The sequence below is a fragment of the Methanoculleus sp. UBA208 genome (genome assembly GCF_002498065.1).
In the GTDB taxonomy this organism is placed as follows: Archaea; Halobacteriota; Methanomicrobia; order Methanomicrobiales; family Methanoculleaceae; genus Methanoculleus.
In genome coordinates, this window is record NZ_DAFZ01000054.1 from 37,443 (window position 1) to 51,520 (window position 14,078).

16 protein-coding genes and 1 tRNA gene are annotated in these 14,078 nt (G+C 61.4%); 5 read left to right on the plus strand and 12 right to left on the minus strand.

Features of this window, described 5'->3' with window-relative positions; all coding sequences use genetic code 11:
* Nucleotides 1-7 precede the first annotated feature (7 nt).
* From BRA62_RS05630 to BRA62_RS05640, 3 genes are all read right to left on the minus strand, one after another.
* Complete coding sequence (locus BRA62_RS05630) at nucleotides 8-1,216, minus strand: ABC transporter substrate-binding protein (RefSeq protein WP_292365560.1); 1,209 nt, start codon at nucleotides 1,214-1,216, stop codon at nucleotides 8-10.
* Nucleotides 1,213-1,728 carry a hypothetical protein gene (locus BRA62_RS05635; protein ID WP_292365562.1) on the minus strand — a complete coding sequence of 172 codons (516 nt, stop codon included), beginning with the start codon at nucleotides 1,726-1,728 and terminating at the stop codon, nucleotides 1,213-1,215. The genes BRA62_RS05630 and BRA62_RS05635 overlap by 4 nt, the downstream gene beginning before the upstream one ends.
* Nucleotides 1,729-2,156: 428 nt before the next feature.
* Nucleotides 2,157-2,564 carry a hypothetical protein gene (locus tag BRA62_RS05640; RefSeq protein ID WP_292365565.1) on the minus strand — a complete coding sequence of 136 codons (408 nt, stop codon included), beginning with the start codon at nucleotides 2,562-2,564 and terminating at the stop codon, nucleotides 2,157-2,159.
* A 171-nt stretch (nucleotides 2,565-2,735) separates the two neighbouring features.
* On the opposite strand from BRA62_RS05640, the gene BRA62_RS05645 reads away from it, so the two are divergent.
* Entirely contained in the window at nucleotides 2,736-3,215 is a 480-nt protein-coding gene (locus tag BRA62_RS05645; RefSeq protein WP_292365567.1) for an ion transporter, read from the plus strand.
* Nucleotides 3,216-3,372: 157 nt separating this feature from the next.
* On the opposite strand, the gene dacB is transcribed toward BRA62_RS05645, so the two are convergent.
* From dacB to BRA62_RS05665, 4 genes are all read right to left on the minus strand, one after another.
* The gene (dacB, locus tag BRA62_RS05650; RefSeq protein ID WP_292365569.1) at nucleotides 3,373-4,965 is read right to left on the minus strand and encodes a D-alanyl-D-alanine carboxypeptidase/D-alanyl-D-alanine endopeptidase; all 1,593 of its coding nucleotides are present in this window, start codon (nucleotides 4,963-4,965) and stop codon (nucleotides 3,373-3,375) included.
* Between the two features lie 146 nt (nucleotides 4,966-5,111).
* Nucleotides 5,112-5,184 (minus strand) — tRNA-Asn (locus BRA62_RS05655).
* Between the two features lie 34 nt (nucleotides 5,185-5,218).
* Nucleotides 5,219-5,518, minus strand: a complete 300-nt coding sequence (locus tag BRA62_RS05660) for a hypothetical protein (RefSeq protein WP_292365570.1) — start codon at nucleotides 5,516-5,518, stop codon at nucleotides 5,219-5,221.
* 35 nt (nucleotides 5,519-5,553) lie between these two features.
* The gene (locus BRA62_RS05665; protein ID WP_292365572.1) at nucleotides 5,554-5,787 is read right to left on the minus strand and encodes a hypothetical protein; all 234 of its coding nucleotides are present in this window, start codon (nucleotides 5,785-5,787) and stop codon (nucleotides 5,554-5,556) included.
* A 59-nt stretch (nucleotides 5,788-5,846) separates the two neighbouring features.
* On the opposite strand from BRA62_RS05665, the gene BRA62_RS05670 reads away from it, so the two are divergent.
* Genes BRA62_RS05670 through BRA62_RS05685 form a run of 4 tightly spaced genes read left to right on the plus strand, consistent with a single transcriptional unit; the run spans nucleotide 5,847 to nucleotide 9,916 of the window.
* A complete protein-coding gene (locus BRA62_RS05670; protein ID WP_292365574.1) occupies nucleotides 5,847-6,977 on the plus strand; it encodes a M24 family metallopeptidase in 1,131 nt (376 codons plus the stop codon).
* Nucleotides 6,974-7,855 carry a type II methionyl aminopeptidase gene (gene map, locus BRA62_RS05675; RefSeq protein WP_292365576.1) on the plus strand — a complete coding sequence of 294 codons (882 nt, stop codon included), beginning with the start codon at nucleotides 6,974-6,976 and terminating at the stop codon, nucleotides 7,853-7,855. The genes BRA62_RS05670 and map overlap by 4 nt, the downstream gene beginning before the upstream one ends.
* 44 nt (nucleotides 7,856-7,899) lie before the next feature.
* A complete protein-coding gene (locus tag BRA62_RS05680; RefSeq protein WP_292365577.1) occupies nucleotides 7,900-9,186 on the plus strand; it encodes an ATP-binding protein in 1,287 nt (428 codons plus the stop codon).
* 1 nt (nucleotide 9,187) lies between these two features.
* Complete coding sequence (locus BRA62_RS05685; RefSeq protein WP_292365579.1) at nucleotides 9,188-9,916, plus strand: MBL fold metallo-hydrolase; 729 nt, start codon at nucleotides 9,188-9,190, stop codon at nucleotides 9,914-9,916.
* Between the two features lie 162 nt (nucleotides 9,917-10,078).
* Here the strand turns inward: BRA62_RS05685 and BRA62_RS05690 are convergent, their stop codons facing one another.
* The 5 genes from BRA62_RS05690 to BRA62_RS05710 form a co-directional block, all read right to left on the minus strand.
* Nucleotides 10,079-10,291 (minus strand): hypothetical protein, encoded by a 213-nt coding sequence (locus tag BRA62_RS05690; protein WP_292365581.1) that lies wholly within the window; start codon nucleotides 10,289-10,291, stop codon nucleotides 10,079-10,081.
* Between the two features lie 341 nt (nucleotides 10,292-10,632).
* On the minus strand, nucleotides 10,633-11,541 hold the full coding sequence (locus BRA62_RS05695; protein ID WP_292365583.1) for a hypothetical protein: 909 nt from the start codon (nucleotides 11,539-11,541) through the stop codon (nucleotides 10,633-10,635).
* Between the two features lie 468 nt (nucleotides 11,542-12,009).
* Nucleotides 12,010-12,468 carry a hypothetical protein gene (locus BRA62_RS05700; protein WP_292365585.1) on the minus strand — a complete coding sequence of 153 codons (459 nt, stop codon included), beginning with the start codon at nucleotides 12,466-12,468 and terminating at the stop codon, nucleotides 12,010-12,012.
* Between the two features lie 262 nt (nucleotides 12,469-12,730).
* Complete coding sequence (locus BRA62_RS05705) at nucleotides 12,731-13,051, minus strand: hypothetical protein (RefSeq protein ID WP_292365587.1); 321 nt, start codon at nucleotides 13,049-13,051, stop codon at nucleotides 12,731-12,733.
* Between the two features lie 79 nt (nucleotides 13,052-13,130).
* On the minus strand, nucleotides 13,131-14,078 hold a 948-nt coding region (locus BRA62_RS05710), incomplete at its 5' end, for a hypothetical protein (protein ID WP_292365588.1).

Below are 14,078 nucleotides of genomic sequence, written 5' to 3' on the forward strand. Positions count from 1 at the left end.
GCACCGGTCACGGGTAGACGAACGTGCCCCGGGATGCGAGGTCGAAGTCGATCCCCTGGAACTCGGTGAGGTAGCGCTGGTGGACGGCGTGCGGGTCGAGGTCGCTGAACCGGTCCGGGTAGAACCACTTCGCGAGGTAGGCTGTCCCGATAAAGTGCTGGGCGCCGCCGAGGATGTCGGAGTGGATGACGTGGACGCGGCCGTCCTCCACCGCGGAGATCCTCGACCACCCGGGCCGCTCGAGCAGCGCCGACCGGATCGCGGCGAGCGCTTCGGGATCGTGTCCCGCGTAGCCGCCGGCGGCCAGGCCCTGCCCGGCCAGTTTGACGACGACCTGTGGGTCTGCGACGATGATCGCCTCGGGGTCGACGGCGGGATACTCCGTGGTCCCGACGGCGAAGGGGTTCTTCCCACCGGCGAGTTCGGTCTTCTCGTTGTAGCCCGCACTGGCGGCAACGGTCGTGTAGTCGAACCAGTACTCGAAGTAGACCCGGGTCTTCTCATCGTCCGGGATCCCCGCCGTGCCGTCCTGGATTTGGTCCATCGTCGAGCCGTAGAAGGAGGCGAACTCCTCCCCCCGTTCGGTCTCGTCGATGATCGAGGCGATCGTGCGGATCTCGCCCGCGTAGGTGGCGGGTTTGAAGCAGTCGAACCGCAACACCCGGATCCCGGGGCTGCTCGCCTCGAGCCTCTTCTGGATGTCGTCGCAGGCCGCGGTGCTGATCGTCGCGTAGAGGATGACCGTGTCCGGCCGCACAGAGAGGACCTTCTCCATGTCGGGGGACCAGATCGACCCGACGTTTGCCTTATCCCGGCATTCGGGGAAAAAAGCCTCCTTCTCGTGGCTGTATTTGTCGACGGCGACGACCCTGTCCATATCGAACCCGAGCGACCGCAGGGTCTCGAGGGACTCGCCGCTGAAGGTCACCACCCGGCGCAGGGGGCGGTAGAGCGTCACCGTTCTCCCCGTGGAGTCGGTGACCTCGCGGGGTTTTCCGTCCCAGCGGGCATACACCCAGGCGGCGTCGCGGATGTCGTCCCGGTCGAGGTCTCCCGTCCCGCCCATGCAGGCGGTATCAAGGTAGGCGAGGGCCGCCGAGGCGTATTCGGCACGGGTGAGCGTCCCGTCGGCGTCGGCGTCCCCGGGGATGCTCTCTGCCGCCGATGCCGGGACGGCGAGGAGCAGGAGGAGGGCGAGGAGGTACCACCGGTTCATCGCCGACCACCCCATCCGGCGATGAGGAGGGCGGCAGCCGCAGCGACGACCGCAAACTGCGGGGCTGCCTCCGGTGCGGCGGGATTCTCCCCGCCGCTCTCCGCCGCCGTCTCGATGCCGTCCACCGCGACGTGCGAGGCGGCAATCTGACCGTCCGACTCACCGAGGAAGTCCTCCCAGGTGCCGGTGATATCCCCGCTCCCGGAGGCGGGGGCCATGACGGAGTAGGTTATCTGGGTGTCGTTCGTCACGAGAAATGCGACCTGCTGCCCCCGGACGAGGACGCGGTCGTCCGGGTGGTCGGTCGCAACAAAGACGTAGCCGGCCGGCAGCGTCTCGACCACCCCGCCGAGGGCGATGCCGTCGATCGAGAGCGAGGCGGTGAAGATCTCACCGTTGCCGGGTTCGGCGGTCGAGAGCGCCCGGGTTACCGGGGCGCCGCAGACCGCGGCCGGGACGAACAGAAACAGGAGGACGAGGCAGAAGAGACGGTTTGCCGGGAATCCCATCATGGGTTTCCGTTTGTCGATCAGGTAATATGAACGTTTCTTATTGTGCTAACAAGTCTGAAGATCAGGTGTTCAGAAGTATATCGGGATGACTGACCGGGTGGAGAGGTGCATCGCAGGACACACTGGTGAAAGGCGGGGGGGTGCCGGAGTTCGGAATAGGATGAGTTTGGCATGAGGGTATGAGATCTGCAAAATACTGCCGGACCTGAAACAACGATTGTACTCTCCTTTTCAAGGGTTGCCAGAAGTAGAACGGTGAACCCTTCCCTACTTTGTCCCACCTACCTCAAGGTAGCCTCATCCGTTTCGGGAAGGACTTACTCACTAGATGCATAGTATGTATGCGGGGGATATAAACATCGTGCAAAAACCGCGGTCACAACCCGGGTTGATGAAGCAGGCGTAAATCCTCTTTGAACGCCCGCACACTACAGCATCCCCTGCTGCCCCATCGCAACGAGCAGCATCGCCGACGCTGCCGAGAGAGCGAAGATCGTCACCGCCCAGACGGCCACGAACGCGACGATCGCGAGCGGACTCGTCTCCCGGTAGGGCACGAGGCCTTCGTTCATCCCTTTCGCCGTCCGGTAGGCATCGTAGCCGCCCCAGAGCCAGATCGCCACCCCCGGAACGATCATGACAAAGAGGCCGAGGAGGCTTCCGAGCAGCACCAGGACGCCTCTTACGAACTGCCCGTTGTAGGCCTGCCCGAGGCCGTTGAAGATGAGCGAGAGCCCTGCGGCTATCGCCGGGTTCTTCTTCTTCTCCCGGCGGGAGACCTCCGCCTCCCTGAGAGCGTCCGCAAGCGAGACCCGTTCCGCCGCATCGCCGTGCATGATTGTCAGGTACGCCCGGCGGGACTATCATTCTTTCCCGGGCTCCCGACAGGGGACATGCACGCGAACGGTTCCCGCCCGTCCCCGGCGACCGGCCTCCCACCTGCTATATACGGGAGAGGCGTATACCCGGTGACGCCGGGATCTGCGGATCCGGCTTCTGGTGACGGTATGCAACAGGCTGCAGGAAAGACCCGACAGGAGAGGAAGGCGGATCTCAGGGATCTCGTCTACCGCATCCTCTCCGACGGCCTGATGATCTTCCTCGGCCTGGTGATGGCCCCAATCGTCATCATACCCCTCCTGGTCCCGACCCTCCCCCAACCGGTCGTCGAGTTCCTCAATATGGCCGATACGACGATCATCGCCATCTTCGTCCTCGAGTACGTCCTCAAACTGGCCCTTGCAGAGGACCCGGTGAGCCACTTCCTGGACCGCTGGCATCTCCTCGATCTCGCCATCATCACGCTTCCAGCCCTCGAGGTGGTGCCGGTTGCCGGTTCGACCCTCGCGAGGTCCTCGCCCACGCTCCGGCTCCTCCGGGTGCCGGGCCGGCCCGAGGAAGGCGCGGCGTTCCGGTTCACGCTCAAAAAGGCGGATCACGGCAGGATGAGATATCCCGGACCGGGAGATCGTGAAAGGCTGCGGTAAAGATCGGAAGAACTGCGGGTACATGATTGAGCGGGTCCGGCGATAAGCACGCAACCGAGCAGGAACAGGCCAACCCCGCCGGTCACCGGAAGGTGCGCCCCCCCGAAAAGACCGGACCCGTAACGGTCCAAAATGCCGTCTGGCCGAAAAAAAGGGTTCAGAGATATTCGTATATCAAAACGGCGACATCGTTTACGTCGTTCACCACGCCCTGCACGTCGTCCATCGACGCAAGGCCGGCGATGTTGTTGACGTAGATCGCAAACGTGACCGGCGTTCCCTTCGCCGTCGTCATGTAGCCGAGCAGGCCGCGGGTGTAGAGGAAGACCCGGCCCTGCTGGTCGCCGCTCGCCGAGGTTCCGGTCTTGGCACGGATCACGCCGTAGCCCGGGTCTCCCGGCCCGGCATTGCCTGCAAGCGTCCCGTCCACGCCGAGGACCGGCAGGGCGTCGGAGAGCGGGGCATACACCTCCGTCCCCGCCATGTAGGCCGCGAGATCGGTCGCCGCGAGGGGGCTGATCCGGTTCACGATGCTCCCCTCGCCGTCGGCGAGCAGCAGGGTGTCGGGGTTCACCCCGATCTCTTCGAGAAACGCCTCTTCGACAAAGAGCCCGGCCTCGACCGTATCGTAGCCCTCGTGGGCGGCGATGATCCCGAGCAGGCAGTTTGCGTAGAGGTTCTGGCTCACCTTCAGGGTCACCTTCGCGTACTCGGAGAACGGCAAAGAGACGAGTTCGGCGACTTTGGCCGACCCGTACTCGTCGGGAAGGCGCCCCGACGGATTCTCCCCGCCCGTGGGTGCCAGGACCGCCACCCCGGCGTTCTCAAGCGCGTCGATGAAGAGGCTTCTTGCGAACGCCGCCGGGACCTCCACGTTCGAGGTCAGGTTGACCGGTCCTGCGTTCGCCGGCACCGTTCCGGTCACCTCGATCACCGCCTGCCCGGTGTAGGCGGGGATCGCCACCGCCGGCGCCGAACCCGGCGCCCCGGTCACGACGCTGTTCTCGACCGTGTATGCGGACGATCGCGGCCGCCAGTCGACCGTCGCCGGCTCTCCCTCCCGCCCGGGAACGATCGTCACGTCGATCAGGTTGTCGTTGACGACGATCGGCGTCACCAGCCCTTCAGACATCATCTGCGTCTCGCAAAAGAGCCGGTCGTCGACGATCACGTCGTCCGCCGCCGTTATCCCGGCCGCGGCAACCTGTTCGGCCAGGCTCTCCAGGCCCGCGAGCGGGTCGGCCCCGACGAGCAGGCAGTCCCCGAACGCCCGGGCATCGCCGTGATCCTCGTTCGTGAACGCAAGGGTGCCGTTCGGCCCGGCCCGGCCGCCCATCGCAAGGTCGCCCGAGGCCACCAGCACCAGGTCGTCGCCGACCCGGTACACCGGCGTCCTGAACCGGTAGTCGGGGCCGAGAACGTCGAGAGCGGTCGAGACGGTGAAGACCTTCGTCGTCGAACCCGGCGTGAAGAGACGGTTGCCGTTCATCGAGAGCAGCACCTCACCGGTGGAGGTGTCCCGCGCCATCATGCCCCACGTGGCGTACGCATACCGCTCCTGCGAGATGACGGCGTCGATCCGTTCTTTGAATTCGGTTGCGTTCGCGGCGTCGGGCGGTATAACGGTGTCGGCCGGGGATGTGGCGGTGCAGCCCGCGGTGCAGAGCGCGGCAAGAACGATCAATACTGCGCCCGCGACGGTAAGCAACCGGCGACCTGTTGACGGTGTTCCGGGAATTTGCGCATCCATGAGTGGATCTTTGAGTTCTGCGGATTTAGGCGTTCTGAAAACGGTTGGGACAACAGTATGTGTTGTACGGTCTTTATGAACTCAGGAGAGCAATCACGGGAATGAAGGGAAAAATGGAGTGTAACGGGGCGCTGTTTTACTGGAAACGCCGCCAACAGGACTCGAACCTGTGACATGCTGGTTAACAGCCAGCCACTCTACCAACTGAGTTATGGCGGCAACAAGTGCTCTATAATGTCTCGCATGAATCGTATTAAACGTTACGGGAATTCTCTTTCCGGATAACCAGAAGGAGATCGATCAGTTCGTCGACCTCGCCCTCGAGATCGGAGAGAAGGTCGGCCGCAAGCGGCGTCGCCACCGCACCGGCCGGGGAAGCGCGGATATACCCCTCCTGTTCGAGGATTCGCAGCGAGTAGCGGACCCGGTGGTAGGGCAGATCCAGGATCTCGGAGAGCTTCATGATGCCGATGGGCTGATGCTCCACGACCGCCCGGATCACCTCAAGGTGCCTTGAGACGAGTTCTATCTCGGATTTGAGTTTTGCGAGCATTTCATCCGGCTTCGGGTATGGCAGGTTCACGCGCGTTACGGCTGTTCGTGCAGCCAGGCCTTCGTCAGGGTGTAATGTTTCCGGAACGAGAGGGAGAAGGCCGCCCCGACGGCGAGGAGGAGGATGCCGATCACGAGGCCGGGGGTTCCTTCGGGAGCGAACCGGAAGAGGACGAAGGCCGCCATGGCAAAACACAGGACGATGATGTTCAGCATGACCGTCAGTACGATAAACCTGCCCTTGAAGGCCTGTTTGGTTGCCTCATCCATTATTCATACTTGAACGCGGTGGTAAAAGTACTTGTGGTTTCAGCGAGAGAGTTGGTTGAATGAACGGACTGGATTCGGCTATCCGGGATGCGGGGGCAGCAGCATACGCGGCTTACGGCTCGTCTATAGATGCCAACGTGCGCTACCTGACCCGGTTCCGCACCACCGACCCCGTGGTCTACGTGGCAAAGCCGGGCGAGCGCGGGATTATCGTCGTCCCGCAGATGGAGCACGAACGAGCGGTCCGTGAATCGGCTGCGGCGGTCGTCACCCGGGCCGATGCCGGGTACCTCGAGTACATCAAGGCCGGGGAGCCGCGCTGGCGGGCGACCGCCCACATGATCGCGGACCTCGCCGGCGGCCCCGTCCTCGTCCCGGCGAACTTCCCGCTCGCCCTCGCCCGGGAACTCGAATCGTTCCACCCGGTCCTGCTCGATGACGCCGGAGCGGTCGAGGGGATGCGGGCGGTCAAGACGCCGGAAGAGATCGAGCGCATCCGCTCGGTGCAGCGGGCCACCGAGGCCGCGATGAACCGGGGGATCGCGCTCATCCGGTCCTCCGTCCCGAAAGGGGGCATCCTCCACCGGGACGGCCGCCCCCTCACCTCCGAGGACGTCCGTGCAGAGATGCACACCTTCCTTCTCGTCAACGGCTACCGCGGGGTCGATACCATCGTCTCCTGCGGCCCCGACACCGCCCTCCCGCACAGCCCCGGTACGGGACCGCTCCGGGAGGACGAACCGATCGTCATCGACATCTACCCGCAGGACGAACGGACCGGTTACCACGCCGACATGACCCGGACGGTGGTGAAGGGCGAGCCGTCCCCCGCGATCCGGGAGATGTACGACGCCGTCCGTGACGCCCAGGCCCTCGGCGCGTCGATGCTCCGTGCCGGGGCCGTCGGCGCCGACCTTTACCGCGCGGTGGTGGAGTTCTTCCGCGACCGCGGCTACGAGAGCAACATGCACGGGTTCACCCACAGCCTCGGCCACGGCATCGGGCTCGAGGTGCACGAGGAGCCGTCGCTCGGGCCGAACGGAGGCGTGCTCTGTGCCGGGAACGTCGTCACCGTCGAGCCGGGCCTCTACTACCCCGGGACCGGCGGCGTCCGCCTGGAGGATATGGGCGCGGTGACGGGGACCGGGTTTGACCGGTTCACCCAATACGAAGAGGAGCTCACGCTATGATCATGGATGATGAAGTCTACGACGCCTACCGGGAAGCAGGAGCGCTGGCAAGGAAGGTGCTCCGCCGGGGCGCGGGGCTCGTGAAGGAGGGGGCGGCCCTCCTCGACATGGTCGAAGAGACGGAGAACATGGTGGCCGAAGAGGGGGCGCTGCTCGCCTTCCCCTTGAACGTCTCCTTCAACGAAGCCGCAGCACACGACACCGCCATGCCCGGCGACGAGCGGACGTTTTCCCGCGGCGACCTCATCAAGGTCGATCTCGGTATACACGTCGACGGCTATATCGCCGACACCGCCATGACCGTCGACCTCGGCGACCACGGGGCGCTCGTCGAGGCGTCCCGGGCGGCCCTCGAGGCGGCGATCGCCGCCGTTCGTCCGGGAGTCGCCGCCGGGGAGCTCGGGGCGGCCATCCAGGCGGCGATCGAGGAGCACGGCTACCGCCCGATCGCGAACCTCACCGGGCACGGCCTCGACCGCTACGACCTCCACGCAAAGCCCATGATCCCGAACATCGGCATGACCGGGGGGGCCGTCATCGAGGAGGGAATGGTCTTTGCAATCGAGCCCTTTGCCACAACGGGGTCGGGGAAGGTCGGCGAAGCGGCGCGCGTGGAGATCTACAAGCAGATCGCGGCCCGCCCCGCACGCCTCCCGTCGGCAAAGCGGATCCTCGAGACTGCCCGGCCGCGGCGGGGGCTCCCGTTCTCCCGCCGCTGGGTCCCCGGCGACAAGGTCGAGATCGGGCTTTCCACGCTGGTCCGGGCGGGAATCCTTCATCCCTTCCCGATGCTGCACGACATTCAGGGGTCGTTCGTCTCGCAGGCGGAGCATACCCTGATCGTCACGGATACCGGGTGCGAGGTCACCACCCGGTGAGTTACGCTTATTGATAGCGCGCGCAAATATGTCTGCTCATAGACATGACCAGTGACACGGGTACGCGCGAAGTCCTCGCCATCATGGAACTCCTGCTCACCGCGGAGATCTTCAACCGGAACGAGGACCTCGGCATCAACGACCTTCATCCCCGCTGCCGGGAGTTTTTCAGCGCCGGCAGCGGCGGGAGCACCGAGGTGAAGCGCCCCCTGATCGTGAGCGAGGGAGCGATCAAGAAGGTGCTCGGCAGCACGGACGCCGTCTGCCAGGCTGTTCGCGCAAACCCGTTCGTCGGCTACGACGAGTTCGGACAGCGCCTGAGCCTGCCTTCGCTCGACGCGGCCGCAACATGGTTCCTCAAGAAAGGTGGCGAGGAAAGGGTCGAGGAGAACCCCGTCCTCGCATACTTCTTCGAGGGTAGAGACGGCACCGCCGCCCGGTACCAGGACGTCCGGGCGAAGAACCCCCGGTTCGAGGACACGAAGGAGTACATGGAGGCGAAGGTCTCCCGGCTCATCGCGGGGAGCGAGGAGATGCGGGAAGCCCGCGACCTCATCATCATCAGCGCGCCGGACGAGGTCGAGTTTACGCTTGCAAAACTGGTCTGCACCCCGCGGCAGGAAGAGATCATCAAAAAGATCGGCGTCGCCCTCGAGCACCGCGACTTCTTGAAGCAGCACCGGATCTACGAGTTCGGCCGGCTCCTCTTCGTCGGCCCGCCCGGCACCGGGAAGACCTCGCTTGCGCTCGCAATGTCCCGGGAGCTCCACATGCCGGTGCTCGAGGTCCGTCTCGCGATGGTCACCTCCCAGTACCTGGGCGAGACCTCGAAGAACATCGACCGTATCTTCGACCTCGCAAAGAAACTCGCCCCCTGTATTCTCTTCATCGACGAGTTCGACTTCGTCGCGAAGACCCGGGTCAGCGACGACCATGGCGCGATGAAGCGGGCAGTGAACATGCTCCTCAAAAACATCGACCAGATCAGTTTCGTCAAGAACGGCGTCCTCCTCATCGGGGCGACGAACCACCCCCGCATCCTCGACGAAGCGGCATGGAGGCGCTTTGATGAGGTGGTGGAGTTCCCGCTCCCCGACCGGGCGATGCGGCAGGCGATCCTCGAGAAGGTCGCCGCCACGATCGAGTGCGACTGCGACTTCGCGGACCTCGCCGGCCGGACGGAGGGGTTCTCGGGCTCCGATCTGCGTATGATGATGAAAGAGGCGGTGATGTCGGCGCTGATGGAAGACCGGCACCGGGTCGACCCGGTGGACATCGAGCAGGGTCTCCTCAGGGTCGAGGAGCGAAACGTCATCCGTACAGGGCGCTAGTATGCGAATCACGCTGCTCGGGACCGGCGACGCCATCGGAACGCCGAAGATTGGGTGCGACTGCGAGAACTGCCGGGCGATGGTCGCGGCGGGGAGGTCGCGGCTCCGGACGTCCCTCCTCGTCGAAGCGGAAGGAAAGCACATCCTCATCGAGTCGTCGCCGGACCTGCGGCAGCAGCTCCTCCGGGCCTGTTCGCCACACATCGACGCGGTCATCTGGTCCCACGGCCACTACGACCACTTCATCGGATTCGGCGAGTTCTACCGGGTGCAGAAGGTGCCGGCGGCCTACGCGCCGCCGCAGGTGATGGACTACTGCTCGGGCTACCTCCACTTCCTGCCGTTCGAGAAGCACCCGGTCCCGGAGTATGAACCGTTCGACCTCTTCGGCGTCACCTTCACGTTCTTTCCGGTGAACCACCCGCCGGTCCACACCTGCGGGCTCCTGCTCGAGCACGACGGCGTTACGGTCGCCTACACCGCCGACACGCGGGAGGATATCCCGGAAACGAGCAGGGCCCTTCTCGTCGGCGCCGATATCGACCTCCTCTTCGTCGACGCCATCGCCCCGGAGGGCTACGCCATCAGCAAGCACATGAACTACGCCGAGGCGGTCCGGTTCGCCCGCGACGTCGGGGCGAGGGACTACCGGTGCGTCCACATGAGCCACCTGGTCCCGCCGGGCATGCCGCACGCCGGGTACGATATGGAGACGTTCTGCTGGGAGTAGGGGAGCGGGAGGGTCAAGCCCGATGGGCGTGACACGTGTCAGGCCACGTCGACAGGTATGGCGTGGGTTGGATTATTCTCAGCGCGGACCGGCGTCATCACCATAGAGACCGGGAGCAGGCCGATGACGCCGGCAACGATATTCTGAAGATTTTGTTCTGTTTCATGGCTCAAATCCTCCTTTCGCGCATGTTCCGAGAGGCCACGGATCCGTAGCGACCAGCCTCAACGGCGGCCGACAGCGCCACCCTCGACCGGTGGCGTTCCAGATGACGGAATCGCTGCCGTCGAGTTTGAAGATCTCGTAGGGCTGTTTCCCGCGCCAGGGCCGGATCTCTCCCCTGATGAGGTACCCGCCGTCTGCCGTCTGGATCATGCTCGTTGCTGTATCATCTCCTCCGGTATCGATGACAATCTGCCACTGTTCCGTTCCGCTGGCGTCGACCTTAAAGACTATTGTCGCGGCCTACCCTATACTCCGGCACAAGGCACCCCGCCGTGAGGACCATCAGAAGACAGAGCACGGCCATCTGGATGCCGATCCCCCAGAATGCAGCTGGTTTCATGCTCGCCTCTTTATCATCCCAATGTACACCACACGCGGCGCTCGCAATTGTTCATCTCTCTGTTCCGGGATAAACTGTTTATGGGACAAACACCCGCTTGAAACTTCCTTTATAGGAAAAATAATCTGCGGCCCCGGGGATTACGACCACCTCACGCTGCACTGCACAGGCGCATCCACTCGGAAGAATCCATTTGAGGACCAAGGACCAGCTCTGGCGGGGAGATGAATACCGTGAACTTCACGGGGATGTCCTCAATTCCCATCTCCTGTGCCCGCTCATCAAGCATCGTGTACACTGCTTCAATCGAGGAGACGTTCTTCGGCGGAGGCGGGCCGTTCCAGATGCCCACCCGGAGGTAGCTGTCGATGTCGTAGCCGAAACCGATGAGAGACCCGTTGGGATAGAGGTAGCGTTCCCGTATCAGATCCTCTGTGGCGGTGGTGAAGTTCGAAAGCGCTATCCCTTTTCCGCCTTTCGAGATGGGAAGCCCTCCGAGCGTGACGGTGACGGGCTCCCGCCTGTTCAGGGCGGCTTTGAGGCGTTCGACCCCCGGGTCGGTGAAGGCCGGTTGGGAGGATTGGAGTTTCGCGGCAGATGTTGTCGACCCCTGATCCCGCAGGTCTTCCGGATAATTAGAAACGTTAATCCCGTTAAAGTGGCGCTGATCGATTCCAAGCCCGGGATCTGCCCGTACAGAAGCGGATTGTGAAGAAACTCCCGAAGCAATCCTATCTGCAACAGAGCGATATTTATGTAACTGTCTAAGCCTTTCTGCAAGTTCTCTGCTCTCACTTTCACTCATGCCGTCAAGATATGATATCTCAGGCATCTCTTCGATCATTTGAGAAATTTCCCTGTCGCTCAATCTGTTTCCTGCATCATCAAAGAGATGAGGACTTCGCTCTAGCACTACATCCCTGTCTACTGGATCCCCTCCGGACGGAGGGATATTCTCCAGAGTGTCCTCATTCGCGCTCACCGCCGCCACGAAGATCGTGCTGACGATCAGCAACGCCGCAAGCAGGGCGCGGATCCCGGAGAGGAATTTCGTCTTCATGGTTCCAGTCCTCCTTTCACGCGCATCCCGGGAGGCCACGGAACCGCAACGGCTATCCCCGATGCGCAGCCAACACGACCATTAGTCTCCGGGCACGCGGGACGTTCACCCATCCAATTCGCTACTGGGCCGGGTGAGCCTCCGCGCCGGTTGCAGGCGCCGCCTGCGAAACCCATGGTTGAAAACTCAACGTTCTTTTATATCCCTTTTCTGTCACGATCATCTACACGTCGAGGCGTTTCGATACATTTCGCCTTTCAAAACATGCCGTAACTGCCTGGGCCCACGTTGCATCGGCTAATAAGAGAACAAGCATAACCCGGGAACCGGGGAGGCGCTGAACGACGAGGGGCAGGCACCCTGTCGCCGAGGGCAATCCCCACATCAGGTTTCCACACCTCAACACAGTTCCGTTCATGTTGTACTCCCACAACTTCGCCAGCGAGGGTCGGCATCTCACTTGTGAGATCAATCAAGTATCCCCTCCATATCAATGATCGAGTACGATGGATAGAGGTAGAAGAACATCGTGCTGTTATAGACCATAACAACCCTCTCGTTCCGATCATCGAAGACGTGCCACCATCCCTCCATCTTATCCTTAGCCTGATGATAATTCCCCGGGCGAGGACCTGAGACAGGCTCTGCAACCCAGACCTCGGCATCGCAGTAGCCACCGGTGGTATGCCCCTCCTGTTCATCGACTCCGATGTAGAACGATAGCCCCTCCTTTTGGAACTCCACGGCGGCGGAGCCCCGAGCGCGGTCTTTTGTATCGTTCATCTCGTTGATCGATGCGACGTTCCACCCGTTCTCGATCAGGAGCCGCGCACGCGGATCGTTTCGGAGAATCGAGGAGATTCGCGTGACATTCGGGCTGAAGTCCGGCCCGCCCCTGATCTCGGCCTGCGAGAGGTCGACAGGCATCCCCGTACCCCCGGTAGCCGCGGAGGCGGGTGTACAAGAGCCGCTCATCGGCAATCCTTCCGTGGTGCCGTTCTGCATGCCGTCATCCCCGACGGCGTCCCGGGTATCAATACAACCGCAAGACGCCAGCAAGATCATGAGAACAAAAAAAAAGGGAGCATTCGGTTTTCATTCAATCATCCTAATTCGCAGTATGGAGTTTTACCTCGTACGGGTTTTGTATCATTTCGACGTAACATTGGTTTATTTAATGAGTCCAGACTTACTCAATGGAGTTAGAAGAATTCTCCAGGGGAGGAGGCATCCGGCGGACTTTGTAAACGCTCCCCTCATAGGTCACATCAACGAGGAGACTTTCGAGTGGTTCGTGAGTGGTGATATTGGAGCGGTCGATCCGGACAACGTAGAATTTTTTAAGACTCTGCTCACGTATATCCGGGACGCTCAGCGTCCCGACGGAGATCTGGAACGAATCGTTTTCGATTGCTTCAGCAACTCCCGGATGGGAAAGGGCGACAATGACCGCATCCGGTCGGGAGATAGGTTCCGTAAGCGAATTATTGATGCATTCGGAGAGCGTCATCGGTCGCTCCTCAACGCAACCGGTACAGCAAAATAGGGCAAATGAAAGGATAATTATCAACCCTCCAATTGCTCTTCTCTCATGTAATCCACGTATCGATTCTGTATGCATTTGACCACCATGGCTTGTAGAAGTCTCCATAAACTCCTTCAGTTTCATTTTGCGCAAGATATGTTGGGTTCGCTAATTGTGCATCCAACTGCTCATTCCACCACACACCATACCCGTTGTAATAAACATAGGAATCCCATACGTACGAGGTTGATACATCGGAGAACGATCCAGGGTCGTCTCTGATGTACTCATGTACCTCATTCAGATCACCTTCTGCAAAGGGAACAAAACCGGTCCGAACAACCTGTCCTTCCCATGAGATCATATAGGGGTAACCTTCCTGATACTCCACATCGCTGACGTATATCTCAAAATTGTAATCCCTGCTGCCGTCGGTAAGGTCGTAATGCGTGACCCACTCATTTCCCACATCGTTGTTATCATAGGTGAAGATATAGTAGTGACCTGGATTCCAATAGACTGTTTCCACACCGATTTCGATCCAGTTATCGGTTGAGCCGATCTTTTTCCCAAGATGAGTCGTAAGATACTGGTATTTGGTTCCGCCTGAGGAGCATTCCATCGGTCCGGGATATACCCTTCCATTGACCCCGGAAAAAACCGTATCAAACAAGAACATACCAGAAGGGATCAGATCTTCTCCCGAATCCCTATTCTCGGCCATAATATTTGCTTCGCCATGCATCGAATAGTTTATCCCTTCCCTTCCTTGTTGCAGGAGCGGTGATATCCGTTTGTTGTCCTCTTCTGTCCATCCGGAAATATACGATACTCGTGGCAGATTGACAATTGCTTCCGCAATTTCTTCCTCTGAACATCCCTTGCTTCGAAGTTCGTTAATGAACGAGGGGGTCCTTTCCTTAAGCATAGCAGGATCCACAATGTCCAGATTTGCAGTCTCGGACGTCTTGCCGTCCATAGCCATCGCCGGCACAACACCCACGCTCACCAG

Coding starts and splice junctions, on each gene's coding strand:
- BRA62_RS05630 (WP_292365560.1), bottom strand. CDS start 1,216: ATGAACCGGTGGTACCTCCTCGCCCTCCTCCTGCTCCTCGCCGTCCCG.
- BRA62_RS05635 (WP_292365562.1), bottom strand. CDS start 1,728: ATGATGGGATTCCCGGCAAACCGTCTCTTCTGCCTCGTCCTCCTGTTT.
- BRA62_RS05640 (WP_292365565.1), bottom strand. CDS start 2,564: ATGCACGGCGATGCGGCGGAACGGGTCTCGCTTGCGGACGCTCTCAGG.
- BRA62_RS05645 (WP_292365567.1), top strand. CDS start 2,736: ATGCAACAGGCTGCAGGAAAGACCCGACAGGAGAGGAAGGCGGATCTC.
- dacB (WP_292365569.1), bottom strand. CDS start 4,965: ATGGATGCGCAAATTCCCGGAACACCGTCAACAGGTCGCCGGTTGCTT.
- BRA62_RS05660 (WP_292365570.1), bottom strand. CDS start 5,518: ATGCTCGCAAAACTCAAATCCGAGATAGAACTCGTCTCAAGGCACCTT.
- BRA62_RS05665 (WP_292365572.1), bottom strand. CDS start 5,787: ATGGATGAGGCAACCAAACAGGCCTTCAAGGGCAGGTTTATCGTACTG.
- BRA62_RS05670 (WP_292365574.1), top strand. CDS start 5,847: ATGAACGGACTGGATTCGGCTATCCGGGATGCGGGGGCAGCAGCATAC.
- map (WP_292365576.1), top strand. CDS start 6,974: ATGATCATGGATGATGAAGTCTACGACGCCTACCGGGAAGCAGGAGCG.
- BRA62_RS05680 (WP_292365577.1), top strand. CDS start 7,900: ATGACCAGTGACACGGGTACGCGCGAAGTCCTCGCCATCATGGAACTC.
- BRA62_RS05685 (WP_292365579.1), top strand. CDS start 9,188: ATGCGAATCACGCTGCTCGGGACCGGCGACGCCATCGGAACGCCGAAG.
- BRA62_RS05690 (WP_292365581.1), bottom strand. CDS start 10,291: ATGATCCAGACGGCAGACGGCGGGTACCTCATCAGGGGAGAGATCCGG.
- BRA62_RS05695 (WP_292365583.1), bottom strand. CDS start 11,541: ATGAAGACGAAATTCCTCTCCGGGATCCGCGCCCTGCTTGCGGCGTTG.
- BRA62_RS05700 (WP_292365585.1), bottom strand. CDS start 12,468: ATGCCTGTCGACCTCTCGCAGGCCGAGATCAGGGGCGGGCCGGACTTC.
- BRA62_RS05705 (WP_292365587.1), bottom strand. CDS start 13,051: ATGACGCTCTCCGAATGCATCAATAATTCGCTTACGGAACCTATCTCC.